Origin of the sequence: Flavobacterium chryseum (assembly GCF_004362015.1) — a bacterium.
GTDB lineage: Bacteria > Bacteroidota > Bacteroidia > Flavobacteriales > Flavobacteriaceae > Flavobacterium.
Genome location: NZ_SNWW01000002.1, coordinates 93,044 through 118,220, shown reverse-complemented (window position 1 = coordinate 118,220; position 25,177 = coordinate 93,044). Strand labels below are relative to the sequence as shown.

Genomic DNA, 25,177 nt, shown 5'->3' with positions numbered 1-25,177 from the left:
TTAGATTTATTTATTGATTTTACTGGGCTTGCGTGAATAATCAGATAATTATTATTAAAAAAACTGAATAAAAAAATTTAACAAAAAATGTTAAATTTGTTAAATTGTTATTTTATAAGTATTTTAAGATTAAAATTTATATAAATTTGATAACAAATATTACAATATTTTGTAAGGACCCCTTTTATCCAACTTATTTAACAACCCAAAAAAACTTATTTATGAAAAAAATTAAATCAATTTTAGCGGTATCATTCGTAGCGCTAACGCTGTTTTCTTGTAACAAAGATGAAGATACAACAGCTCAAACAAACCAAGAATCTCTTAAAGTAACACCAGAAGTGTTAAATAAAATTAGTTCACTTTCATTGAATAATTCAGATGTTCAAGTGATTAAAAATACTAAGTTAGATGGTACCACTGAGGATGCCTTTTTAGTAGAAGGAGATATCATCATAACACAAGATCAATTAAACAAAATGGATCTTCACGGAGGTATTACCACAGAACAATATCGTACTACTAATTTAGTATCTGCTCCAAGAACTATTAGAATTGTTGGATTATCAGGAACTGGTACATCAGCTCTGAGTACCAATATGCGGGCAGGATTGCAAGCAGCAGTTAATAGGTACAATAATTTAGGATTGTCTATTAACTTTACACTAACCTTTAGTTCAAGTACTTCGGGTGCAAACATTGTCGTAAGAAGACAAACCGGATCTGCCGGTGGAGTAGCAGGTTTCCCTTCAGGTGGAGCACCTTTCAATTCAGTTACATTGTATTCTGGATTAGATAGTTATTCAACAGGTGTAAACGCACACGTAGCTGCACACGAAATAGGCCACTGTATTGGTTTACGCCATACAGACTGGTTTAGCCGTCAAAGTTGTGGACAAAATTCAAACGAAGGAACAGCTGGCGTTGGAGCAATTCACATCCCGGGAACACCTACAGGATATGATTCTAGTTCTTATATGAGAGCATGTTTCAGTTCAAGCGAAACAGGAGCTTTTAATGGTAATGATGTTACAGCTCTGAATTATTTATATTAGAAGTTGAATTAATTAGAGTCCTCTTTACAAAATATAAGAGGCTGTTTCATAATTTATGAAGCAGCCTCTATTTTTGTTGAATGTTTATTTATTGAACACTAATCTTTATAGAACTAGCTTTATCATTAAAATTTCCTAAACAGCTGTTATTTCCTGTTATAACAACAGATTCTCCTCCAAAATTGTCGTTCTGATACATGGTAATTTTATACCCATTTTCTAAACGTACAGAAGACAAATCATCATTTACAATACCATACGATTTTAGCTGAGCCAATGTATAATTACCTGTAGGCAAAGCAATTGCATAACCAGTATAATTGCAATTTTGATAAACCGTTACAATACCTCCGGCTGCTGCATTGTATTTATTATCAGTATAAGTACGTGAAAAATTACCCACACCATCAAAATAATTATCCGCTAATTTGGCAGGATCTGTTGCAAATTCTCCACCTTGCACTATCGCATCATTTCCATCATTCCATGCCCACGGAGCATTCGCACCACCAGTTTTAAAATCATTTCCTGTAAAACCTCCGCCCGGACTAGAAAACAATTGAGTGTTAAATCTTTGATCCCATAAACCTCCACTTTCAAAAATATCAACAAGTTTGTACTCCACATAATTATCATAATTATCAGATGGTATTTGTGCCACTCCGCTAGCAGAAGGGTAGTAGATAATTCCATCTCCGTCTATATCGTGCTGCGGCCAGGCTTTAAGGCTGTGTCCTTTGGCGTCTTGTGCTGTAACAGGATGCAATTCTCCGTTGTAATCTCTCATTTGTAATGTTCCATCAATACTTTCTAATCCGCTTACAAAAGAACTTCCGGATGGTACATACGAAAAGAAATCAGAATGACTTACCGTAACAGCTCCTTTTAAAGTACCATAAGATGAACCATTTTTTTCTACAATCATTAATACACCTTCTAAATCATTTTCATGTTGGTCTAATGAATATAAAAGCGGATTATCTGTCCAGTCACGTGGAGAGAAAAAAGCATACGTAATAAACCAGTGTGTATTTGATTCTACTACAGAATAGTAACAATGCGCCGCTAAAGAATTACTATAAGCAGGAAGATTGTTCCAGTTGTTATTGCCATCCCAGTCATTATCATAATTAATTGCTGTAATGTAATCTGATTTTCCTCCTTCGGCATAAGTTCCTGTGGCGTCTACATCTCTGTAGTGAATAGGAGCCCATCTTCTGGCTAAATCAGAACTTGCTGCCAAACTCATTTTTTTGAAATTTTGTTGTTCTTTCGCCACAGCTGTGGTCGTTTCTACTTCCTCCATAGTAGTGTCCTGACATGAGAAGGTAATTGCAGATAACATAATAATTAACACTTTGCTTACTACTTTCTTTCGATTTTGTTTTTTCATAATTTTAGTTTTAAGGTTTATAATATTTAAATTCTTTAATTAGCAATAACCAGTTGAGAAAAAGAATAATCAGAATTAGAAATTTTGTTTTTTGAAAATTTCGCCGACAGATTATCTTGTTTTTTGAATTATAATTCTTACTGGTTATAAGTACCTTAAAAGAGAAATCGTACTATCTTGGCGATATTATAATACCGTTAACAAAAAGTTAATAGGATTAGGATTATTTGTTGCCTGTAAACCCAATAAAAACAATGCTGTCTTTTCTGCAAATATTGAAGTGATAATAGCCTGTATGCATAAGTTATGGGAATGCTATTGTGACGGTTAAGCTATGTTACCAATAAATTAAATTATCGTTAACTGCCTGTCTGTATTGTATTTTAAGATATTTAATTCTCAAATTTACCGATGGATTAGTAAAATAAACCAATTTATTACCTTATAAAATAGTATCTTTTTAAACGTGCAAGACTACCTTATACCTTCAGAAATCTCATGGCTTTCATTTAATAACTGTATTTTAGATGAAGCTGATGACTCCAATAATTCTTTATACGAAAGAATTAAGTTTTTAGCTATTCACTCGTCTAATTTAGATGAGTTTTTCAGGGTTAAAATCAGAAAACTGCTGATCAAAAATTCCAAAAAAAATAAAGATTTATTAGATAAGATTCTAACGGAAGTAAATCTTCAGCAAAACAGATTCGGAGCCATCTGGAACAGGTCGATATTACCAGAATTAGCCGCTAATGATATTGTTTATTATGAAAATCAGGAACTTTTAGAAGAGCATCTGCAAGAGATTGAATATTATTTTAAAAGCATTATTCTGTGTTATATTCAGGTAATTTACATTTCAGTAAACCATCCTAAAACTTATTTCTTAAACAACCGTAGTTTATATTTTTTAGTAAAGTTAAAAGATACCGCAGGCAATTATAATTATGCTTACCTGAATATTCCATCAGATAAACTGGAGCGATACAAACAATTGCAAAGTCAGGGAGATACACATTATATAATTTCGATTGATACGATAATAAAGAATTGTTTATCGTATATATTTCCTACCGGAAAAGTTGTTTCCTGTAATGCTATAAAATTAAACCGTGACGAAAATTATCTGATCGAAGATGAAAATTCAGGAGATTTGATAGCGAAAATTGAAGCAAAAATTGAAGAACGCAAACGAGGTTCATCGACAAGATTTTTGTATGATTCTAATATGGATTCAGAAACAATTTCCGTTTGCAAAAAAGCTTTCCACCTGCACAATAATGAAATGATAAAAGGAGGAAGCCATCATAATTTTTATGATTTATTCAAGTTTCCAAATCCACTTAAACCAAATCTTCAGGGAGAAAATTATCCTGGACTTAAACACCTGCCTTTTGAAAGCAACAAGTCAATTTTTCAGATTATTGACAAACAAAATCAATTGCTTCATTTTCCGTATCAATCGTACTATTATGTACTTCAGTTTTTTAATCAGGCGGCAATTAATAGAAACGTTCTTGAGATAAAAATTACGTTATACCGCATTTCATCACAATCTTTAATTGCAAATGCCTTGATAAGTGCTGCAAAAAACGGCAAAAAAGTAACTGTTTTTGTAGAAGTTAAAGCACGCTTTGATGAATACAATAATTTATTCTGGTCCAGAGAGATGAAAAATGCCGGCATAAAAATCATTCAAAGTATGCCAAATTTAAAGGTTCATGCTAAAGTTGCGATGGTGATAATGAAAGATAAGTATGGAAATAAAAAACACTATAGTTATTTATCGACGGGAAATTTTAATGAAAGCACCGCAAATGTTTATTCTGATTTTGGTTTTTTTACTTCAGAAAAAAAATACACAGATGATTTAAAAACAGTCTTTAACTTTTTAAAATCTAAGAAAAAAGCAGCAGAACCAAAACATATTTTAGCTGCAGGCTTTAATATGAAAGAGAAATTAATAGAATTGATAGATCAGGAAATAGAAAATAAGAAAGAAGGCAAACAAGCTTATATTTTTTTAAAAGTAAATGGAGTTGATGAAAAGGATATTATCGATAAACTTATTGAAGCAAGCAGGGCAGGTGTTGATGTGATCATGATAGTACGTGGAATTTGCACATTATTGCCCGGAATTAAAGATGTATCAGAAAACATTGAAATCTATCGCATTGTAGATATGTTTTTAGAACATTCCAGAATATACAAATTTGCCAATAATGGCGATGAAAAAATATTTCTGTCATCTGCAGATATGTTGAGTAGAAATTTAAACAGAAGAATAGAAGTGGCTTTTCCGTTATATGACGAAAAACACATTTCAGAAATTAATACCATTATTCAGTTACAGTTAAAAGACAATACAAAAAGAAGAATCATCAATAGTGAAGGAAATAATGAAAAGGATATTCTAAATAGTGAAGATTTGCCAAGACGTGCGCAAACCGAAATTTATAACTCGATAGTTGAAAGTAATATGGAATAAAAGCATAAAAAAGGCAAAACGTTTATAGTTTTGCCTTTTTGTAAAGTGACTTTTTATAATATTCACAGTATAATTTTGCTATTGAGCATCCCAGGATGCACTAGCATAATAAATAGAACTTGTAACCGGAGCTTTCCAGTATTCCTGACTTCCACCACGGAAAGTGTGAAGACTTACTGCATTGACATTTCGTTTAGAATCGTTAGTAACCCAACGAATGGTTTGATTCAATATCTCCGTACCATTTACATAATATTTGACATATCCGTTAGTATTTGATCCAGTATTTAACTTAACAGATATCTGACAGTTATACGTAACGCCTTCTTGTATATAGTACTTTTTTCCAAAATCATTACCAAATTGTCCGGGCTGATCTTTATAATAAACGTAAGGCTGCAGATAAGCGCCGCTTCCTTTAGCAGTGTTTGATCCATTAGGGCAATACCACATAAATCTGGCACTACCGCCATTGCCATCCCATCCCGGGTCACCACCGGTATTTTGGTCACCAATTAGTATACCATATCCGCATTTACCGCCTCTGCTCCAATAAAATCCGGAATTGAATTTCATAGTAAACCAAACGGTGTAAACGCCCTCTGACCAAACGCCATACGATGTACACAAACCGCCAGGACACGTTAGTGTATTGGTTTTCAATGTGATCGTTCTGGCTCCGGCTCCGCCACCTGCTAAAGCTGCAGCTGACCCGGCATCTTTGTTCGTGCTTTGTGACTCGTTGTTAACGATTTGCAGCTCGTCTTTCTCAGTGCTTTGCTGTACATTTAAATCTTGTTCTTTTTCACAGGAATTAAAGACTAAAGCTGTAATAAATAGTAAACTGGTTAATTTTAAGATTTTTTTCATTTTTAAAACTTTTAAGGTTAGTAAATAATTAATGGTTAGTAAATAATAGATAGTAATTACATCATTGATGCTGAAACAGAAGATTGTAAATCGTTATCAATGTTGATTTGTAATTGATAGTACAAAGTTGATTAATAACAATTTAGATGGAGAGTAAAAAAGTACGATTTTAGGTACACATAAATCCTGTTTATGTGTTTTATGTATATTTTTTAGATTAAAAAAATAGTATTATTAAAAAATTACACAAAATTTAGATAATTAAGAATTTAATATATTGAATAATATGTGATTTTACTTGGCGATAAATTGAATCAACAGGTAGCATTTTTAAAATGACCAATAAATTTTGAACATTATCCTTAACCGCCTAATTTTGTAATGTATGAAGTAACTAGCTTCTTACTATTATACTATGAGCAACACATTTTCTGACAGCAGCCAAATTGGAATAGTATCTACTTTCTCTGAGCTTATACATACCGATTTCAAGGGAGAAATGAATGCATTATGCTGGTACAGAAATTTGGATGGGGATTTTAATGAGATTGTAGCCCATTTATCTTTAAAAGAAAATATAACAGAAGTTTATACTGAAGATCTAATCGCACTCCAACTATCAGAAAACGGAAATAGAGCAAGGGAAATAATCTTAAATGATTTACAATTATTAACTGATTTTGGCGCTTCGCCTTCTCTTAATTTACTGAAGTGTTACGAACGCGATGATGAATTTGATTTCATATCGACTGATGTGTATTCGTTTCATGTTGATCGTTCGCCCATTGCGACAGATACTTTTTTATGTACCTATCACGGAGCGGCAAGTGATATTATTGCTAATTCGCAAGCAGAGCAAAAAATCCTAATTCCGGAAATTCGAGCAAAGCTAAAAGAACTGCATGATGGACCAAAGGAAGAATTTGAAAACTTTTTGACGGAAAATTATTTTGATTTGCATTATCAGGTACATAAGGATGTAGAACCTATTAATTTAGGATTAGGACATCTTTGGAGGCTGGCTGTAGATCATCCAAAACAGCAAGTGCTGCCTTGTATTCATAGAGCACCAATAGAAAATGAAGGAGAATATAGGTTGTTGTTGATTTGTTAAGGATATCCCATTTGGTGTAATTACTTCGTCTGTTCGCTTCGCCCGAGTGATAAAATTCTATTTAAACACATAGAAACATAGATTTTATACCTAGAAAAGAATACAAAAAGAAACACATTTCTTTAACATAGTCAAACTCTGTGCATTTTAACTAAGTGAAACGCCTTCTTTACCAGGCTAGAGTCTATGTTTCTATGTGTTAAAATAATTGCACACAACAGGTTAAGGATATTCTATTGATACTTACTCAAGTCCAGATTAAGAATAGTGCCAACTCTGCTAAACTCTTCATTAATCTTTGCATTCAGGATTAGTTGTTCGTTGTGTATTGGATGATTAAAAATTAACTGATGTGCATGAAGCATCATTCCTTTTAGGTCAAAATTCTCTAACCATAATTTATTTTGTTTGTTACAACCATGTGGACGACTTCCTAAAATGGGATGAAAAATATGTTTGAAGTGTTTTCGTAATTGATGCATGCGTCCAGTTTCAGGAATTGCTTCTACCAAACAATATCGGGAAGTTGGTTTATTATTAAATTCTAGCTCAACTTCGGCATTTTGCAAACGATGAAAGTAGGTTATGGCATTTTGTGTAATGTCATCATCATTCGTTAAATCATAATCAATCGTTAGTTCTTCGGGTGACCAGCCACGTAAAATGGCTAAATATTTTTTTTCGACTTCGCGTGTGGCAAAACGATCATTCATAATTTTCAAAACGGCTGTATCCAAGGCAAATAACAAAACACCCGATGTTTTGCGGTCTAGCCGATGAATAGGATAGACGTGTTGCCCTATTTGATTTCTCAATTCCTGAATAGCATACACTTTTGCATCGCGCGCATAAAATGATTTGTGAACCAACAATCCGCTTGGTTTATTAATTGCGATAATATATTCGTCCTGGTAAAGAATTTCTAACATTTGGCAAAAGTAAAAGAGATTTTGATTGAAATGTCTTTTAATGACTTTTTTATTTTCTATTAGAAAAACTGGTTATACTCACTATGTTTTTTAGTTATATTTACTTTAAATTTCCAATTGAATATTAATTAAATAAAAAATGAAACAAAAAAAAATATTTCTTATTGTATGTATAGTTGCGCTTTTTAATTTTAGCTATTCGCAAAAAAAAATGGGCGTAATTTTTAATATAAATGGTCCGTACAGAATAACCAGACAAGCAATGTCTAATACGATTGAAAAATCAAACGTAGACAAAAAAGATATGTTTTATGGCGCTTATAAGTTTTTAGAAACAGGAAAAGGAAACCCAACTGAAAGAATAATTAATGCATATTTAAAAAATTTAGATTCATTAAATGTTGAAATTATTCAAATAAAAGATACAATTAGTAAGGCAAATGACCCAATTATGGTTTGGACAAAACCAGAATATGTAAATGACGATTTAAAAAAAATAAAAACGAAATATAATTTGGACTATTTGCTTATTGTTGATGGTCAATTTGGAATAGAATTTGAAAAAGTAGGATATATTAATGGAGACAAAAGAACAAATATATTTTTAAGTAATGCTTTTATAAATCTAGAAACAAACGAAGTAGTTTCAAATTTTAATGTTGGGAATATTAGCAATGTTAAAAAGAAAAATATACTTAGTCCTCCAAATTTTCCAAATTTTGAAGAAAGTATGAATAACCTTTTAAATGATAAAGTATTACCTGAAATTGAACGTAAAATTAAACGTAAAATAGTTATCCCTTAGAGAATATAGCTTAGGTTTAGAATTTGTTTACAACAATTTTACTTTCAATATCGTAACCCGATCGCTCCCCGCGCTGGTGCTAGCGTCCCGCACGTGAGCACAATATTTTTAAAAAGATTAAATATTCACGAGCGGGATGCTCTCGGTAGCGGGGGATTTAGGTTTTTAATTAATTTTCAATTATTTGTTTTAACAAATTATAATCTAAAAGTAATTGTTGATATTCGACGTCGTTAATTATTAATATAGCTGGCATCAGTATATACATTCCGTATCCTGCTTCTCTCTTTGCGAAACCTTCCAAATCAAATATTGCAGTATTTTTGATATTTAAAGCTTGATCAACTAGTCTTTCTCGTAAAAAGGCATTTTTTTCTGTATAAGACATGTTTTTTATATCATCTTTATGCTTAATATCGAGACTGTTATATGTAGATTCTATATCATATTTATGTATTGTAATATTTCTAAATTCTAAAAATTCTTCTACACTACCACTTTTTAGTAACGCCACAAACATTGCTGCATTAGTTTTAAAAGCATACTTAAATATTTGTAAAGTATATTTATGTGCATTTACTATATAATAATCAAAAAGCTTTATTGGTGCGTAGGGAAACGAAGATGATTTCCATTTATGAAATGAATCTGGAAAATATCGACGGAATATGTTTTCAAACGTATCAATTCCAATGATTTGTTTTTCGATTTTTTCTCTATCAAATATTTGGAATTGTATATTTTTTAAATTTTTGACCAAACCTTCAGATGCTATGGTAGAATAAAAACCAATGAAGCCTGCACAGCTATTTGCTATGATACGATCATTTATATTTTGTTCGATTGTAGGTGTTATTGACTTTCCAGAGTGTGAGTAATGTTTACAGCTAACAAGCCAGTCAATAGTGGTCTGACCACTTAAACCTTTTCTTGTTTCTCGGATAATAAGATCCTTACCACCATCTGCGCCTCTAGTTGGATCTGAAATAATTTCATATCCTAATTCTTGAAGAAAGTCACGTGCAAACAATTCAAATGTATCTTGATCTCCAACACCGCTGTTAGCCAGAGGTATTTCACAAAAATTTATAATCATTTATTAGTTGTAAAAATTTGGTTCGTCGTTCATCATTTAAGTATTCTAAGTATAATTTCGTTATAACGAAAATACACAAAAAATTTCTATCGCTCGGATATGCGCAACGATAGCACGGAAATTCTTTCCGTGCCCGTTCCCATATTAATAAAAACTGGATTTTCTTTTTTTAAATATGTTAAGATATACTTTGCGATCAAGGATTACAAATCCGCGCGATCGGGTCTTATTTAATTAATGATATTGTTTAATAAATTGTATTTCATTGAACTAACAATTTTGTCAATTATAAATTATTTAACCAATTGGAGAAATCACCTTGAAGGTCATTCATACTTGTTTTTTCACATACAGTTAGAATTACAAATTCTAAAGTTTGGTAATGTCCAATGTTTATAACTGATCTATCTCTCTGAATAAGAGCTTGATACATTTTTTTAAGTTTTCCTTTATCTTGTAGATAAAGAAGAAAGTAGCGCGACAAAGCATCTTTATAAAGAGCAACTCTATTGGAAAGAAATATATTTAAAACTTCATCTAATTCTTGATAATGATCTTTATATATCCAACTCAAGTTTTGATCTCTATAGCTCATTTGCTTAATTTCTTTTTTATATTCGTCCTTTAATGATTTTAGTTCTTTTGTATCAAAATTGACATCTTTGTTTGCAAAAAGATCGCTCAATTTATAATTTAAGGGTGTTTCCTTTAATAAAATCCCCCTCCAATTTTCTTTGCCAAGAAGATTATCAGAGGCATCAAATCTTGATTCTTCATACAAAGAAGCAAGACCTTCTTCAAACCATTCTGGAATAAAATTAAACCTTGACCTTATTAAAAGATGTATTAGTTCATGTTTTAATGTACCAACCATCGCATCATCATATAACCATCCTACCATACTATTGTCATAAAAATTTGAAAAACCTAAAGGATTAAAAGATAATTTAGTGGAATATAATCTTTGAATATTGTTTCTCACATTTTTGTAATCTTGAACAAGATAAATCGTGATATAATCTTCTGTAATCGAAAGGTCGTATGTATTTCTAAAAAAACTAAGCACATTTTCCATGTTTAAACAAACTACTTTAGGGTTTATTTTGTTGTTTTTAGAAGTTATAACCAAAAAGTTTTCACTGGTCCAATACTTCGAATTTGGTCCAAATGTAGATACAGCTTTTTTGATCTTACTGGCATCATTTTTGGCAATTCGTCTTTTAATGTAAGTATCAATCAGTTTATCATTTAATCTTTGAAGAGAGTCTTTTTCGACTGCTAATGTTTCAACAATGTTTCTGACTTCGTTGTAATTAATTTTTTGAAAGACACCATTTTTTTTAAGGCCTTCACTAATAAGAAAGTAAGTTTTAAATTTGCTGGTTGTTGTAGATATACGTTGTGGATGAGCATATTGTCTTAAAGGAAGTTTGTCAGAAATAGCAAAATTTGGTTCACTATTTTGTTGGCAAATCTGCTCAAAGCCACTCTCCATTAGCTTATAATCACTATTAGACAAACCAATATAATAGTCCTTTAAAATGCCTTGGATTTCAGTACACGGTACTGAGCGGGGAGTTGATGTAACACAAATGCTAGATAAAATCATGTAATCTAATGCAGGGATCGCCTTTCCTTGAAGTGTCTCTCTGAACGGGGTTCCTAAGCTAATAACCTCATCGTATTTTTTTTGTTTCCATTTTAATTTTATTACATCCAATTTATTTTGACTATTAGCAATTTGGGATATAAAAATAGTGGAAATTATAAAAAGTAGTAATCTCATAATTATTTTATTTTTTGTATTTAAGAATAATATCATCTATTTCTTTCTTTTTTGTAGTATCAATTTGATATGACATCGTATCGAGTATTTCTCTATCAATATTAATTGTTGTTTCAGGTATGAATAAGGGTGAATCTGAAACATTAAGTTCAACTTTTGACAATATAGATGTGATTATTATTATTATGCCCAGAAAAGAAAGAATAATACCTGGCGAACTCGAAACTATTTTTAAATTAATTTTTTCTTGGCTTCCTTCAATAGTCGTAGGGTCTTCTGAAATTTTACCTAAAATAAATATCGATCCCACGAAACACAATACTACGCCAGTTAAAAATGAAAGAGAAATCATAAGAAATCGACTTCTTATAATCAGTCGAGCATTATAATACCTATTTGAAATGCTAAAACGTTCTAAATCTTTTAGATCATTCCATCGATTGATAGTTTGGTTTTTATTAATTGATGATGATTGAAATTCGGGAACATTCTCTAATGCTTTTTCAATATCGTTTATTTGAATAAAGTAGAAAATGATGAAAATAATACCAAGAGTAGAAATTGAAATTACTAAAAATGGTAATAGTTTTTTTTGCCAATTTGATAAGTCCATAACAATATATTTATTAAGAAAAATATTTTAGAAGAATATGAGTATGCTAAAAGAAATAATAACATTTAATTATTTGTACTATTCTAAAAGTCAGTTGACTCCTTAGGTTATAATTGCTTGCTGATAAGAATCTATTGGATCATCTGGTAATCTTTATTTATTTTTATAACTATGCGAGTTGTTACTCTATTAAATTCGTCCCCTTTTTAGAGCTATAACCAAACTTTATTTTTTAATAATAGTTAATTCTGTTTTTTTAGTATGGTTCTAACTCTATAGTATATGTTGGTTCGTCTGAATCTATTTTATCCGATTTTTTATAAAGTTGTAAGTTGACATGAAATTAATTCTAAATGTAGAGATGAAAATCGTATTGGTCGTACGTATAAATACCTGTTTTTGAATTAGATGAAATACCCAGCTCTCCGAAGTGTTCAATTGAAAAGCTGTGCGAATGTCTCCTGACTTCGCACTTATTAATATTCCAAAACAAAAAAAGAGACTTCGAAAGTCTCTTTTTTAAATCATATACTTCATAAACAATTATTTATTAATCAATTTTTCAAGCCTTACCAGCATTTCATCTTTCTTTTCAACATACGCTCGTATAACGCAATTTTTTCTTCGTGAAGCGAAATCAATTTTTCAATTGGATGAATATTAATTGTTCCGTAATTAAATGAATTACTGAAAGCGTGTTATCCAAAAGTATTAGAAATAATATTCACCGCTTACTCTTCATCAAAATTATGAAAAGCTTCCACAGGAATTTTTAATGAGTTTGAGATTTGTTTAAGCAAATTATCTTTAATTACATCTTTTTGCTCCAGCATAGAAATTTTGTTTTGGTTCCAGTCATTTCCCAGATCAAAAACCTTCTCTTGTTGCGGATTGGTTTAAAAATGTTGTTACTTTTCTTATACATTAATTTGTCAATGTGACGTATTGATACAATCTTGCTGGGTTTTCTGCTTCTGTAATTAAGTACTGGGCTACATTGGCTCTTGAAATCTTTCCAACTTTCATTCCTTTTTTAAGTTCGGATATTATTTTATAATTGGAGCCTGCAGCTGCGTCTGTAAGCATTCCAGGTCTTATAATTTCCCAATTCATGTTACTTTTAGTTATAATTTCCTCCATTACGGTTTTATTGATGTATTGGTCTTTCAGGAATAATGAAATCACAGTTTTCATAAAAAAGCTCAAATAGTTTTTACTCTCTCCTGCACCAAAACCTGTAATTACTAAAATTGGCGCAGAAAAACTTAGCTCATCTATTACTTTTGTTAGTGTGTTAGCTATATCAGAAAATAGGGTAGTGGCTTTTTTATTTTTTGTTCCAACCGTTATAAGTACAGCATCAGCACCGTTTATGGCATGTTTTAAATCTATTGGAGATGTTGCGCTGCCATTTATTTTAATGAGGTTGGGATGATTTGGAATATGATCTGTATTTGTTGATAATGCCGTTACGGTATGTCCTTTTTTGAGAGCCTGTTTTACAGCTTCTAATCCTATTCCTGCTCCGGCTCCTATAATTGCTATATTCATGTTAGTTTGTTGATTTAATTTGTAGATATTTTTCTGTAATACTTTTTGATCCGGCCAGTAAACTTTCGCTTCCCCATTTCCATGAAGTTCCTGCTGTTGTCAGGATTTCGGCTCCTGCTTCTTTGGCAATAAGTAATCCGGCAATCCAATTATAAGTATCGAGATCTTCCTGAACAAACAAATCGATTCTTCCTGCACCTACATAAGCCAACTGCAATCCGTGTGGACCGTAATTTCTAACAATTCCAAAATTCTGAAGTAGTTTCGTTACAGTAAAGCCAATTTCTTCATTTAAATTATTATTTGATTTGTCCTGATGTCCATATTCAAAAACGGCAAGCATAACCGCCAAATCTGTTTTACGGCTTATTTGAAGTAACTTTCCATTCATAAAAGCACCTTCGCCGTCTTTTGCCCAAAACATTTCGTTGGCCAAAGGATCATAAATTACAGAAAAGAAAGGTTTTCCATCACGAATAAGCGCGAGATTTATTGTCCATCCTGCAATATGCTGAAGGTACTGAATAGCGCCATCCATGGCATCACAAAGCCAGTATTCTTGCTGTTCAGCCGGATTTCTTTGTGAATGACTATCAAACTCGTCGCCAATATGCCAGGGAATATTTGGGAATTCCAGAGATAAATCTTCCTTTAATGAAGTCAGGCACAAGATATCGATATCTTCTAATTGTTTTAAAAGCTCGTCCATACTTTGCGGAATTTCATTTTGCTTATAGCCCTTTAAAAAGACATCGCCTACTTTTCGTACTGCATCGAGTATGATGGGAATATTGATTTCGTTTTGCATTTTATTATAGTATTAATTACAATGCAAAGCTAGTTGTAGTATGGTTTTTAATGTAGTTTCAATAAAGGGAATGATAGTCCTAATCACGGAATTTTTTCCGAAATTCAAGAGGAGTAAGGTTTGTTACTTTTTTAAAAAGTTTTCCAAAATAAACCGGTTCGTCATAACCAACTTCATAAGCTATTTCCCTGACGTTTTTATCTGTAAAATAAAGCAATCTTTTGGCTTCCATAATCGATGCTTCCTGAATATGAATAGATACAGAGCTTCCGGTTAATGATTTTACGGTATCATTTAAATGCGCCACCGAAATAGAAAGTGCCGAAGCGTATTGAGAAGGTTGTTTCCAGGTTTTAAAATGCTCTTTTGTTAGTTTTATGAAAGTTTCCTTAATTATAATACTTCGGTTTTCTTTCTCTTTATCAACAGATGCATTAGAAAAGAGTTCTCCGGCAATCAGGCTCAAAAGACCATTTAATAAGGAATGAATACTTTTTTGAATGTAGTTATTGGTATTTTCTAACTGCACTTTCTCTATTAAATTCATTAGAATAACAAGCTGCTGGCAAAAATTAGATTCTTGTTGAAGTAAAAATGGATTTTCGATTTTGCTTTCTAAAAGCTGTACTATTTCTTTACTAAACAGCGACGGATCAAAACTAATCATCCATCCTTTAGGATCTTTTACATCTATAATATGATGTACTTGTTCAGGAAATACACAAAGTAGGGCAGGTCCGGAAAATTCGACATTTTCAAAATCAATATTTAATTTGAATGTTCCGTTTGAAGCGAACATCAATTGACAATGATTATCGCGATGTGGTTTCGAAATATCGTGCTCTTCAACTTCTCGATCTTCCATATTAACAATAATAATCCCTGCCTTGGCAAGAGGCGAAAGCTCAAATTGTGTAATAGTTTGGTTTTGATTTTTCAAGATTACAATAGCATCATTATACTAATTGCAAAAATAGAGATTAAAATGTTCAATATTTCAAACTTCATTCTTAAACGAAATAAAAAAGAGGGACTAACAGCTCTAATACCATTATGTCTCCGCTTGATTTTGTTTTTGTGTAGTGATACCCGTTTCTGTAGCAGTTTTAAATAATCCAGATCCTTAAGTGGTTATTTGTTAGTTGATTATGAAATTAAAAAAATGTTAAAATTTAAATTTGTTTAATCTTTTTGCTATTTTGTTAAACAAAAATTAATTAACTTAGCTAGTAAATAATAAAAAATATCCTATGAAAACAATCAAATTTAAATTAATCGCTTTTTTAGCCTTAATTGCTTTAGTCAGTATTTCATGTAACAATGATGATGATGATAACTCATCACAACCACCTCAAACCATCGTATCTATTGCTAAATCAAATCCAAATCTTAGCTCTTTGGTTGCTGCTTTGGATAAAGCAGGTCTCACCACCACATTGAACTCCTCGGGTTCTTATACCGTTTTTGCACCCACCAATACTGCTTTTAGTGCTTTTTTATCTGCTAATGGTTATGCCAATCTAGAGGCAGTACCTGTAGCAGCTTTAAAGGAAATATTACTTAATCATGTTTTAAGCACAAAAGTCAAATCAACTGAAATTACAACTGGTTATGTAAAAACTTTAGCAAAGGGAGGTGCATCAACCTCAAATACGATCAGTATGTATATCGAAAAAGGTGCAGGTGTTGACATCAATGGAGGGAAAACAAATGGAGGCGGTACAGTAACAACAGCAGACATTGAAGCTTCAAATGGAGTCATTCATGTAGTTGACGGGGTTATTGGACTTCCTACTATTGTGAATCATGCTATTGCCAATAAGAATTTTACAACTCTGGTAGCAGCTTTGACGTACAATCCTGCATCGGGTTTTGCCGGAATATTATCAGGAACGGCCAGCTCACCTTTTACTGTTTTCGCTCCTACAAATGCAGCTTTTACCAGTTTTTTAACTGAAACCGGATTTTCAGGACTTCCTGCAATTCCGGCGAATGTTCTTGAAACAACTTTAAAATATCATGTTGTTGCCGGAGCAAATGTTCAATCCTCAGCTTTAACAAACGGGCAGGTTGTAAGTACTTTTGCTGGACAAAACTTTACAATTGGCTTAACTGGCGGAGCAAAAATTACAGATGCCAGCAGTAGAACAAGTAATATAGTTGCGACAGATGTGCAATGTTCAAATGGAATAATTCATGTAATAGACAAAGTTTTATTGCCTAAGTTTTAATTACAATAGGACTTATTTCGAGATGGCACCAAAAAATATAGTCTGAATCTTTTTCATAAAGCGATTAAGTCAAATAATTTTTACTTAATCGCTTTTTAATACCAGATTTTTTTCGATTTAAATTTATCTGGCATTCATCGTACATATCATACTTAACCAGAACTAATCTCGAACGGGGATTTAAGGTTCTAAGGTGAGTTTCAGACTTAGTGAGAATTTCTAAGAAATAGAATAAATATTAGCAAAATATAAATTAAAGATGGGCAGTAATGCTCATCTTTCTTGTTTTAATATTGTTTTTAAAAGAATTAAAGTTCCTAACTACTTGACGAATTGTTTTAAATAAAATCCTTAAAAAATTGATTTATAAGTTTGTTTTTGTACCTGGAAAATAAATCGAACCTTTAAAAAATAGACAACTATAAAAAAAGGTTATAAAGTTTAGAGCTTAATTAATCTTATAGCGTGCTTTGCTAAGTTTCTGGTTTTCGAAAACACCATGAGCCAAGATCTGGCCACAAAATTCAAAGGATAGTTTTTTTTCTAATAACAGTATAGTTTTTATCTTTTTTGTTAATTCTGTCAATACTATTATTTCTTTGTAAAGCCTTTTCTTGTCATTTCACCCCAGCCTTTGGTTCCCATAATTTTTTCTTTGTAACCAATAATTGCAGCATAAACGGCCAATGGATGAAAATATACTGGCTCTATGAAAGCAGCCAGCAACAGCTTAAAAAAATCAGCTTGTTTAGGATATTTATGATAAGTTCGCTCTTCACTATACAGTGCAATAACTGAAAACAACACAGCAAAAAAGTAAACAAATATTAAGAGTAAAAAGAAAAAATGCCAGTGAATCAGTCCACATACAAAAAATAGAATTGTAATTACAATACCAATAAATTCTATTGCAGGAGCCAGAAATTCAAAGAGTGTCCAATAAGGTACACTAAGCATCCCCAGTATTTTATATTTAGGATTAAGAAACATTTTCTTGTGAAGGCTAAGGGTTTCAATAGTTCCTCTCATCCAGCGACTGCGCTGCTTTTTGAATATTTTAAAATCTTCAGGTGCTTCGGTCCAGCAAAGCGGGTCCGGTATATAACTAATGGAATATGGTATTTTGTTTTCTAACATATATCGGCGCATTCTTACTACCAACTCCATGTCCTCACCGACTGTTTTTGTGCTGTAGCCACCTGCTAATATTGCAATTTCTTTATCAAAAGCACCAAAGGCACCGCTTATTAACAATAATCCGTCGAGTCTTCCCCAAGCCATTCTTCCCAGTAGAAAAGCTCTAAGGTATTCTAAAACCTGTATTCTTGGCAGCAGTAAATCCGGAATGTTAATTTCAACCAATCTGCCATTTTTAATGACGCACTGATTTGCTATCCTTACCACGCCACCAGTAGCAATAATGCGCTTTCCATGAGATTCCAGAAATGGTTTTGCCAGCTTAAGCAAAGAATCTTTATCCAAGATGCAATCAACATCAATGCATACGACATAAGGATGCTGTGCGAAGTTTAGGCCCACATTAAGAGCATCGGCCTTACCGCCATTTTCTTTGTCAACAACAATTAGTTTTTTAAAAGCAGCATTTTTAGAGGTATAAACGCCTTTTATCTTTTTTGTTTTAATCTTTGGATGAATGTTAATGTCCGTTAAAAATAGGTCATAGGTCTTAATAAGGATCTCCATCGAGTTATCTTTACTTCCATCATTTACCACAATTACATCATAATTATTGTAATTTAAAGAAAGTAACGATTTTATATTTTCTTCGATAGTAAAACCTTCATTATAAGCAGGAGCAATTAAAGATAGCTTTGGTGCAAATTCACTGGTGAGAAGTACATTATAATCTACAAAGCTATTTTTTTTAAGATATTCCCTTAGCTCTTTTGTAGAAAGGTAGGCTAATACAAGATAAGAAGACATAATCAATATCGCATAACCAAGTATAAGAAATAGATAAATATGAATAAAGAATGTTATTTCACTATTAAAAAAAGTCATTTGCTTGCTATGATTTAAACTGTTAGTATCTGCAATACATTTTGCGCTTCATATTTTATTAATGTATTAGGATCTCTTGCAACTAATTGCATGATATGAGGAATTTTTTGAGTTAGTTTAAGTTCCTGAATAATCTTTAGTCCAAGCACTACAACAGTCGAATTTTGAGATTCCAATAAGAGTTCAACACCTTCAGTATCTCCTATATCATGTTTTTTAAAAGCACTTATAATATTGATCTGTGCCCAGTCATCAATAGGATGAGTGTGTTCCGTAAGATGTACAATTCCTTTTGTACCGGCAAGTTTAATCCCGGCATTGAGCGCAGTAATTTTTAAAGTTTTATTTCTCTTTTTAGAGACTTTTATAATACTGTCGAAAGCCTCTGTGATATTGAGTTCGGCAAGTTCGGTAATTCCTTTACATTTTAATTCCCATTTCTGGCTTTTAAGCTTTTTAAACGAATCATTTATTAATCCTGATTCCTTGTAAAATTGTTCAAGTTTCTTAGCATAAGTACCTTCGTAATTTTTATGGAGATTTATTATAGACTCTATCATTACTTCTCTAAAAAAAGTTGTTTTAGAAAGCTTTTTATATTCCGGATCTTCTACAATTGCTGATGAAGTAACATCCTGAAAAATAATAGAGAAAATTAGTTTTTCAATAACCAAATCGTAATCTATACGAAGTCTTTCTTTTTTTATATTACGGCTTCGGCTTCTGATAATCAATAGATACAAAATAAATGATGCAATTATAAAGAAGATTATAGAAAACGTAAGAAATGGTTCTATCCATACATCACTTTTATAAAATTCCCAAAGCTTTTTCATATTAGAAGCGTTTAGTCAAAATTATTTGAACATTAAACCTGTTTCTGTACTGCTCAGGTAAATATTCTTCATACTCATATAAGAAAACAGGTCGTATAAAAAATGAATTACTAATGCGTTGCTGGTATTGTATACCAACTCTGTATGCCTTCAAAGGTTCAACAAAATTATTATATAAATACAGGTAAGGTACATTACCATATTGCAGTTCCAGTCTTAGTAAACTTTCTTTTTCATCATTGGTAGTCTGTACGCTTAAAACATGAGAAAACAGTTTGTTTCCGGTATCATAAAAAGGTCGGTAGGCGAGGGCATAGCTGCCCATTCTATACGATAATTGCCCTGTAAGCAATGTTACATCTTCGGTTTCAAAATGCATAAATTTTACTCCAAGAGAGAAATCAAACTTACGATATGGAGTAAAGTAATATTCGGCACCTGCTTTTGCAACGGGAAATATGGTCTCGCCAGTCGAAAAACCGGCATTTACATATAGATAATTTCGTTTAGAAAAAGTTTGGTAGTAATCTGCTTCAAATAGCATTTGTGTATCGTTATTGGCGTGTCCCACATTAACACGTCCTACCAATGCTGAACTGGTGAATTTATGAGAATATTCCACATAACCATAATGCAGGGGCGACTGTCCCGGACTGGATGTTGACACGTTTAGATAAGAAGCGGCGACTGCATTTTTTGCCTTACGGCCAATAAGTGTTCGCAGACCTGTAATGGCCTGAGTGTTATTCTCGTTTATGGATATTTTTTCAATTTCGACTAATGCTTCGTTATTTCGACCCAGTTTTTCAAGGCAATTTGCTTTAATAAGCAGTACATCATAAGAATTAGGATCAATAGCCAGATAAGTATCACAATAATTAATGCATTTTTCGAACTTTTCAGACCAATAAAATACATTTATAATAGCTAATAAAGCATCTGGCGACGGATTAGTCCTGTCTGCCATTGGCGAAAGTATATTTATGGCAGTTTTGTAATCTTTTTTCCAAGTGTAAATGCGCCCTGTGTAAATCTTTATTTCTTCATTTTCGGGAAACTTTGCAATCAAAGGCTCAAGCATCGAGAGTGCTTTGTCGTAGTTGCCTTTTTCTACTTCACTTTTTACGTCAGACATAACAACATCAATGTTAATTTCCTGACCGAGTATGGTGTTAGAAATAAGCAATAAAAAAATGGTATAATATAGGAACTTCATTAGCCACGTTGATTTAATAATTTATTAATTCTCACCAAAAGTATAGCTAGACTGACTGGTTTAGCAATGAATTCGTTTGCACCTATATCAAAAGAATCCAGTTCAGTTTGTTCTATGCCTGAAGAAGTAAGTATAATGATTGGAATATCAGAACCAATGCTCTGTCTTACATATTGCGTAATTTCCATTCCGCTTATACCTGGCATATTTATATCTGTTAGTATCAGGTCATAATTATTTGTTTCAATGGCCTGGAGTGCTTCTTTACCATCAGAAAATTGGTCAACAGTAAATCCTTTCGATTCTAGAAAAAAAGATAATGATTTGCGTAGTATTTCGTTATCTTCGGCTAAAACTATTTTCATCAGCTTAAATTTATGTCTTAAAGCAATTATAAAAATTAAGTAAATAACGTAAAGCTATAGTTTATTTCTCTTTTATCATAGTTCCTTTAAAATTTTAACTACTTCAGCGATTCCACAATGTATTATATTTATTTTATCGACACTCTCAGTAGTAAATTTTCCAATATAAGCCTCCTCTTCTATAACAGACAAGGAGTTACATAAATCCTGGAGCATGAACATATCTAAACTGGATTTCATATGATGTGACAGTTTTTTAACAGCCTCGATGTTATTAACATTAAAAGCCGCTTCTAGTTGAGCTGCCTGATTTGGAATTTTTTCTATAAAAATATTGATCATATCCTGCTTGAATTTCGTGTCACCGCAAGACATTTCTTCTAAATAAGACAGATCTAATTTTCTCTTCTGCGGAAGGTCAATATCTTTACTTAATACTGTTTTTATTGCTTCTAAAAGTGCTGCTTGCTTAAAAGGTTTAGGTACATATGCATCCATTCCTACATTAAAACAACGCTCTTGTTCTCCTGCAAGGGAGTGTGCAGTCATTGCTATAATAGGAATGGCTAATTTCATTTCATTACGGATATAATCTGTTGTTTGATAACCATCTTTAACAGGCATTTGAAGATCCATCAGTACCAGGTCATATTTGTTTTTGGATAAAAAAGCGATTCCTTGCTCACCATTTTCTGCAATGTCTAATTCAAAACCAAAATTTTGAATAACACTCTTTACGAGTTTTTGGTTTAAAATGTTGTCTTCACAAAGCAGTATTTTAATCTGCCCTAAATTTTCTTCCGATAATTTTTCTGTTTCGGTTTCAGTCTCATTTACTTTTTTATAAGTAAGCACGAAAAAAAATTCTGACCCATATCCTTCCTGACTTTTCACGTGAATTTCGGCGTTTTGCAATTCCACTAGCTGCTTTACAATATTAAGCCCAAGGCCAGTACCGCCAAATCTTCGTGTAGTACTTTCTTCTGCCTGTGTAAAGCGTTCAAAAATAGTTTTAAGTTTGGTTTTAGGGATACCTATGCCGGTATCTTTAACAGTGAATTTAAGGGAATATTGATTTTCAGTCTCGTCGACTTTTTTTACAGAAACAGTTACTTCACCTTCTTCGGTAAATTTAAGCGCATTACCTGTAAGGTTAACTAATATTTGGTTTAGTCTTCCCTGATCACCAATGACCATTTCAGGCATATCTGCATCCAGGAAAAGATTAAATTCTACACCTGTTGGAACTTTTACCTTTAGTAAATTATAAATATGTTTGAGTGTTTTCTTTAAGTTGAAGGGCTGCGCATCAATGTTCAGATTACCGGATTCTATTTTTGAAAGATCCAGAATGTCATTTATAATCAGAAGTAAATTTTCTCCTGCAATTTGTACACTATCAATATAATCACGTTGAACATTATCTAATTTTGTCTGGGCAAGAAGATCTGTAAAACCAATTATGGCATTGAGAGGCGTCCTGATTTCATGGCTCATATTAGCCAGAAAACTATCTTTAGCTTGTACTGCACGCTCGGCAATTTTTTTCTGAACGTTTAGTTCAATGTTTTTTGTGCTTAATTCTAATTGATTTATCACATGCTTTGCAATAATTGAAAGTGCATTTCTCTGGTTTTCGTTAAGTTCTTTAGTTACATGGTCTATAGCGCAAAGCGTTCCTATATTATAGCCATCCGGCGTAGTAAGTGGAACACCGGCATAGAACCTTACCTTAAAACCACCAGTAACATTTGGGTCATCTTTAAATTGTTCGCTTAGATGGGTATCAGGAATTTCAATCATTTTAGAGTCCAAAATTGTATACTGGCAAAAAGAAATTTCGCGCGGTACTTCGGTCACTCCAATTCCAATTTCAGATTTAAACCATTGTCTGTTTTCATCAATAAATGAAATATGAGCTATTGGTACACCACATATGTAGGAAACAAGTTTCGTTGCATCATCAAAAGCATGTTCTGGAAGTGTGTCAAGAATATTATAACGTTTTAACGCTGCCAGGCGGTCTAGCTCATTATTTGGTATTGGTAGTTTCTTATTATCCATACTCTCAAAATAAGATACAAAAATAGAGATAATTTTAGTTATAACCTTACAAAATATGTAGGTGTTGAACCATTATGGCTTACAGGTAATAGTTCTGGTTCTGTAGCGTATAAAATTCAGCTTTACCTTATATTGATATTTTTATGTGCACATTGCCATTCCTTTGCGATAATTACTTATTTTACTAAATGGGCAAAAGTTAATTTATGGAAGTGAAATTCGCAATCTATCTTACAAATATTCTCTGAATTTAATACCTTATATGAGAAGCATCTTGAATCTTGCGCAGACTGATATTGATTTTCAAACAGGAGCTCATTCTTTAGATTTAAATCAAGCATTTTTAAAATTATCAAAAAAAAGTAACCGAAAAACCAATAGAAGAATGTTTCAGTAGAAAAGCCGTTATTATTCTTTCTAGCAACGGCATTCAGGTAGATGAGAAGGCTACTAAAATTATTTTGGAATTACTATATTTAGTATCAAAAAATTATGATAAACCGAGAGAGAGAAAAAAATACTATATCCTTAACAGGACTTCGAACCGTTTTCAATTATTAACTAATATTATCAATTAAAAAACATAATACGGAAATTTTAAATCCGCTGAATTTCTAATGGATATAACTATCTAAGTTTAGAATGTTTTTTTTAATTTTAATAGTTACAGCTTATTTTTACTTTGTATTTTTAATTTTTAGGGCATAAGTTGTTACTTCAGTGAAACTGATTTTGGACTTATTCAAATAATATTTTTTTGTGATGTTTAATTCAAACATTGCTAAAAACGTTGTAATTATTAAAGTCAAAATTATCACTGTTTTTATTTCTTTGTATTCCATTTTTAGGAAGTTTTAATTTATTCAATTGGAATACAAAAATCTACGATGCTCATTTTTTCCGGATGCTCATTAAAATCATTATAATAAATTTCATAAGGATTTCGATCAGCTTTTTTATATCCGTTTTCGCTCATCCAAATAAAAAGACCGCTCCATGATTTTTCAAATTCGTTTATTTGAATTTCAAAATGTCCTACAATAAATCTACCTCTTTCAATTGTAGTTAATCCAATTTCTCCATCAACTTCCACTTTTTCTTTCAACGAAATGCAGGCACTCATTCTAACTTTTTCAGGTTCAGTTATTTTAAAACTATCGTGGTAAATGGTAACTATTTTTAAGTTTTCATTTTCCAGAAGCCTTCTTGAAGTTGCCCACTTAATTAATTTTGAATAAGCATTCTGCATTCCATTATGTCCAATTTGTGAAATATAAGCAAGATCTAATTTTGGCATTTCTTTAATTTCAATTTTTGCTTTCATTTTTATCCAATTTTTATGGTTATTAATGTTGCAAATATATTGGTCAAATATTCCATTTTCTTGTCTATTCTTGCTATCCATTTTACCAATCTTGCTAAATTTATCTGGATATGTTTGTCGGAATTCTTTAGGGCTTATCCCGTAAAATTTCTTAAAAGTTCTTGTAAAGGACGAGTTACTGTTGAACCCATATTGTAATGAAAGTTCTGATATTGTTATTTCTCTTTTGTGTAAAAGTATTGACGCCGCTTTTTCAATTCTTTTGCGAGTAATGTATTCATTTATAGTTTCATTTGTAATTGCTTTAAAAATTCTGTGCAAATGAAATGGCGAGTAATTTCCAATTTTAGCTATAGTTTCCAAATTCAGTTCCTGATCTAAATTTTGGTCAATAAATAGTAGTACATTATTAATTCGTTTTATGTAATCTTCTTTCATACTTAGGTTTTCGTCGTTCTAAATTAATCTTTTAATGAAATATTAATCAACAGCTGAATCAAAATTATTAATTAAAAAACATTTTAAGTTATTTACAAGTAGAATGAAGATAGAAAATATAATTTTAGCGATAAATTCTTGAACATAAAATCTAATTCAAGAAATAAATCTGA

The 25,177-nt window shown here is 31.8% G+C and carries 21 protein-coding genes and 1 pseudogene; 5 read left to right on the top strand and 17 right to left on the bottom strand.

The genetic code is table 11. The features are described 5' to 3' along the window. The first annotated feature begins 221 nt into the window (after nt 1-221). The gene (locus tag EV143_RS04220; RefSeq protein ID WP_133506727.1) at nt 222-1,055 is read left to right on the top strand and encodes a M57 family metalloprotease; all 834 of its coding nucleotides are present in this window, start codon (nt 222-224) and stop codon (nt 1,053-1,055) included. Nucleotides 1,056-1,143: 88 nt separating this feature from the next. On the opposite strand, the gene EV143_RS04215 is transcribed toward EV143_RS04220, so the two are convergent. Then, entirely contained in the window at nt 1,144-2,448 is a 1,305-nt protein-coding gene (locus EV143_RS04215; protein WP_133506726.1) for a hypothetical protein, read from the bottom strand. 466 nt (nt 2,449-2,914) lie between these two features. Here EV143_RS04215 and ppk1 point away from each other — a divergent pair, with 466 nt between their 5' ends. Beyond that, a complete protein-coding gene (gene ppk1, locus EV143_RS04210; RefSeq protein ID WP_166638114.1) occupies nt 2,915-4,936 on the top strand; it encodes a polyphosphate kinase 1 in 2,022 nt (673 codons plus the stop codon). A 78-nt stretch (nt 4,937-5,014) separates the two neighbouring features. On the opposite strand, the gene EV143_RS04205 is transcribed toward ppk1, so the two are convergent. Then, nucleotides 5,015-5,806, bottom strand: a complete 792-nt coding sequence (locus tag EV143_RS04205) for a polysaccharide lyase (RefSeq protein ID WP_133506724.1) — start codon at nt 5,804-5,806, stop codon at nt 5,015-5,017. Nucleotides 5,807-6,221: 415 nt separating this feature from the next. On the opposite strand from EV143_RS04205, the gene EV143_RS04200 reads away from it, so the two are divergent. Next, a complete protein-coding gene (locus EV143_RS04200; protein ID WP_133506723.1) occupies nt 6,222-6,920 on the top strand; it encodes a DUF1826 domain-containing protein in 699 nt (232 codons plus the stop codon). Nucleotides 6,921-7,153: 233 nt separating this feature from the next. Here the strand turns inward: EV143_RS04200 and EV143_RS04195 are convergent, their stop codons facing one another. Next, complete coding sequence (locus EV143_RS04195) at nt 7,154-7,849, bottom strand: pseudouridine synthase (RefSeq protein WP_133506722.1); 696 nt, start codon at nt 7,847-7,849, stop codon at nt 7,154-7,156. Between the two features lie 139 nt (nt 7,850-7,988). Between EV143_RS04195 and EV143_RS04190 the strand changes: the two genes are divergently transcribed. Beyond that, nucleotides 7,989-8,654 (top strand): hypothetical protein, encoded by a 666-nt coding sequence (locus tag EV143_RS04190; RefSeq protein WP_133506721.1) that lies wholly within the window; start codon nt 7,989-7,991, stop codon nt 8,652-8,654. Nucleotides 8,655-8,823: 169 nt separating this feature from the next. On the opposite strand, the gene EV143_RS04185 is transcribed toward EV143_RS04190, so the two are convergent. From EV143_RS04185 to EV143_RS04155, 7 genes and pseudogenes are all read right to left on the bottom strand, one after another. Next, nucleotides 8,824-9,750, bottom strand: a complete 927-nt coding sequence (locus EV143_RS04185; RefSeq protein ID WP_133506720.1) for a restriction endonuclease — start codon at nt 9,748-9,750, stop codon at nt 8,824-8,826. 286 nt (nt 9,751-10,036) lie between these two features. Continuing rightward, nucleotides 10,037-11,536, bottom strand: a complete 1,500-nt coding sequence (locus EV143_RS04180) for a hypothetical protein (RefSeq protein WP_133506719.1) — start codon at nt 11,534-11,536, stop codon at nt 10,037-10,039. Nucleotides 11,537-11,543: 7 nt separating this feature from the next. Continuing rightward, nucleotides 11,544-12,149, bottom strand: a complete 606-nt coding sequence (locus EV143_RS04175; RefSeq protein ID WP_133506718.1) for a hypothetical protein — start codon at nt 12,147-12,149, stop codon at nt 11,544-11,546. Nucleotides 12,150-12,692: 543 nt separating this feature from the next. After that, nucleotides 12,693-13,036 (bottom strand): annotated as a pseudogene (locus tag EV143_RS04170) (XRE family transcriptional regulator); the annotation flags it as partial. 37 nt (nt 13,037-13,073) lie between these two features. Then, nucleotides 13,074-13,700, bottom strand: coding sequence for an NAD(P)-dependent oxidoreductase (locus EV143_RS04165; RefSeq protein ID WP_133506717.1), 627 nt, complete (start codon nt 13,698-13,700; stop codon nt 13,074-13,076). A 1-nt stretch (nt 13,701) separates the two neighbouring features. Then, nucleotides 13,702-14,508: an inositol monophosphatase family protein gene (locus tag EV143_RS04160; protein ID WP_133506716.1), complete on the bottom strand. Its 807-nt coding sequence runs from the start codon at nt 14,506-14,508 to the stop codon at nt 13,702-13,704. Between the two features lie 79 nt (nt 14,509-14,587). Beyond that, nucleotides 14,588-15,448 carry an AraC family transcriptional regulator gene (locus tag EV143_RS04155; RefSeq protein ID WP_133506715.1) on the bottom strand — a complete coding sequence of 287 codons (861 nt, stop codon included), beginning with the start codon at nt 15,446-15,448 and terminating at the stop codon, nt 14,588-14,590. A 310-nt stretch (nt 15,449-15,758) separates the two neighbouring features. Here EV143_RS04155 and EV143_RS04150 point away from each other — a divergent pair, with 310 nt between their 5' ends. After that, the gene (locus EV143_RS04150; RefSeq protein WP_133506714.1) at nt 15,759-16,739 is read left to right on the top strand and encodes a fasciclin domain-containing protein; all 981 of its coding nucleotides are present in this window, start codon (nt 15,759-15,761) and stop codon (nt 16,737-16,739) included. A 591-nt stretch (nt 16,740-17,330) separates the two neighbouring features. Here the strand turns inward: EV143_RS04150 and EV143_RS04145 are convergent. The 7 genes from EV143_RS04145 to EV143_RS04120 form a co-directional block, all read right to left on the bottom strand. Further along, entirely contained in the window at nt 17,331-18,761 is a 1,431-nt protein-coding gene (locus tag EV143_RS04145) for a glycosyltransferase family 2 protein (protein WP_133506713.1), read from the bottom strand. Nucleotides 18,762-18,775: 14 nt separating this feature from the next. After that, nucleotides 18,776-19,597: a hypothetical protein gene (locus tag EV143_RS04140; RefSeq protein ID WP_133506712.1), complete on the bottom strand. Its 822-nt coding sequence runs from the start codon at nt 19,595-19,597 to the stop codon at nt 18,776-18,778. Nucleotide 19,598: 1 nt separating this feature from the next. Beyond that, nucleotides 19,599-20,813 (bottom strand): YaiO family outer membrane beta-barrel protein, encoded by a 1,215-nt coding sequence (locus tag EV143_RS04135; RefSeq protein ID WP_133506711.1) that lies wholly within the window; start codon nt 20,811-20,813, stop codon nt 19,599-19,601. Beyond that, on the bottom strand, nt 20,813-21,178 hold the full coding sequence (locus EV143_RS04130) for a response regulator transcription factor (protein WP_133506710.1): 366 nt from the start codon (nt 21,176-21,178) through the stop codon (nt 20,813-20,815). Before EV143_RS04130 ends, EV143_RS04135 begins: the two co-directional genes overlap by 1 nt. 75 nt (nt 21,179-21,253) lie before the next feature. Beyond that, complete coding sequence (locus EV143_RS04125; protein WP_133506709.1) at nt 21,254-23,242, bottom strand: GAF domain-containing hybrid sensor histidine kinase/response regulator; 1,989 nt, start codon at nt 23,240-23,242, stop codon at nt 21,254-21,256. A gap of 677 nt (nt 23,243-23,919) precedes the next feature. Further along, nucleotides 23,920-24,084 carry a hypothetical protein gene (locus tag EV143_RS21425; protein WP_166638113.1) on the bottom strand — a complete coding sequence of 55 codons (165 nt, stop codon included), beginning with the start codon at nt 24,082-24,084 and terminating at the stop codon, nt 23,920-23,922. A 17-nt stretch (nt 24,085-24,101) separates the two neighbouring features. Next, entirely contained in the window at nt 24,102-25,004 is a 903-nt protein-coding gene (locus EV143_RS04120; protein WP_133506708.1) for an AraC family transcriptional regulator, read from the bottom strand. Nucleotides 25,005-25,177: the final 173 nt, after the last annotated feature.

What these genes read in the sequence shown, in the direction of transcription:
- EV143_RS04220 (WP_133506727.1), top strand. Translation starts at nt 222, where the DNA reads ATGAAAAAAATTAAATCAATTTTAGCGGTATCATTCGTAGCGCTAACG.
- EV143_RS04215 (WP_133506726.1), bottom strand. Translation starts at nt 2,448, where the DNA reads ATGAAAAAACAAAATCGAAAGAAAGTAGTAAGCAAAGTGTTAATTATT.
- EV143_RS04205 (WP_133506724.1), bottom strand. Translation starts at nt 5,806, where the DNA reads ATGAAAAAAATCTTAAAATTAACCAGTTTACTATTTATTACAGCTTTA.
- EV143_RS04200 (WP_133506723.1), top strand. Translation starts at nt 6,222, where the DNA reads ATGAGCAACACATTTTCTGACAGCAGCCAAATTGGAATAGTATCTACT.
- EV143_RS04195 (WP_133506722.1), bottom strand. Translation starts at nt 7,849, where the DNA reads ATGTTAGAAATTCTTTACCAGGACGAATATATTATCGCAATTAATAAA.
- EV143_RS04190 (WP_133506721.1), top strand. Translation starts at nt 7,989, where the DNA reads ATGAAACAAAAAAAAATATTTCTTATTGTATGTATAGTTGCGCTTTTT.
- EV143_RS04185 (WP_133506720.1), bottom strand. Translation starts at nt 9,750, where the DNA reads ATGATTATAAATTTTTGTGAAATACCTCTGGCTAACAGCGGTGTTGGA.
- EV143_RS04180 (WP_133506719.1), bottom strand. Translation starts at nt 11,536, where the DNA reads ATGAGATTACTACTTTTTATAATTTCCACTATTTTTATATCCCAAATT.
- EV143_RS04175 (WP_133506718.1), bottom strand. Translation starts at nt 12,149, where the DNA reads ATGGACTTATCAAATTGGCAAAAAAAACTATTACCATTTTTAGTAATT.
- EV143_RS04165 (WP_133506717.1), bottom strand. Translation starts at nt 13,700, where the DNA reads ATGAATATAGCAATTATAGGAGCCGGAGCAGGAATAGGATTAGAAGCT.
- EV143_RS04160 (WP_133506716.1), bottom strand. Translation starts at nt 14,508, where the DNA reads ATGCAAAACGAAATCAATATTCCCATCATACTCGATGCAGTACGAAAA.
- EV143_RS04150 (WP_133506714.1), top strand. Translation starts at nt 15,759, where the DNA reads ATGAAAACAATCAAATTTAAATTAATCGCTTTTTTAGCCTTAATTGCT.
- EV143_RS04145 (WP_133506713.1), bottom strand. Translation starts at nt 18,761, where the DNA reads ATGACTTTTTTTAATAGTGAAATAACATTCTTTATTCATATTTATCTA.
- EV143_RS04140 (WP_133506712.1), bottom strand. Translation starts at nt 19,597, where the DNA reads ATGAAAAAGCTTTGGGAATTTTATAAAAGTGATGTATGGATAGAACCA.
- EV143_RS04135 (WP_133506711.1), bottom strand. Translation starts at nt 20,813, where the DNA reads ATGAAGTTCCTATATTATACCATTTTTTTATTGCTTATTTCTAACACC.
- EV143_RS04130 (WP_133506710.1), bottom strand. Translation starts at nt 21,178, where the DNA reads ATGAAAATAGTTTTAGCCGAAGATAACGAAATACTACGCAAATCATTA.
- EV143_RS04125 (WP_133506709.1), bottom strand. Translation starts at nt 23,242, where the DNA reads ATGGATAATAAGAAACTACCAATACCAAATAATGAGCTAGACCGCCTG.
- EV143_RS21425 (WP_166638113.1), bottom strand. Translation starts at nt 24,084, where the DNA reads ATGGAATACAAAGAAATAAAAACAGTGATAATTTTGACTTTAATAATT.
- EV143_RS04120 (WP_133506708.1), bottom strand. Translation starts at nt 25,004, where the DNA reads ATGAAAGAAGATTACATAAAACGAATTAATAATGTACTACTATTTATT.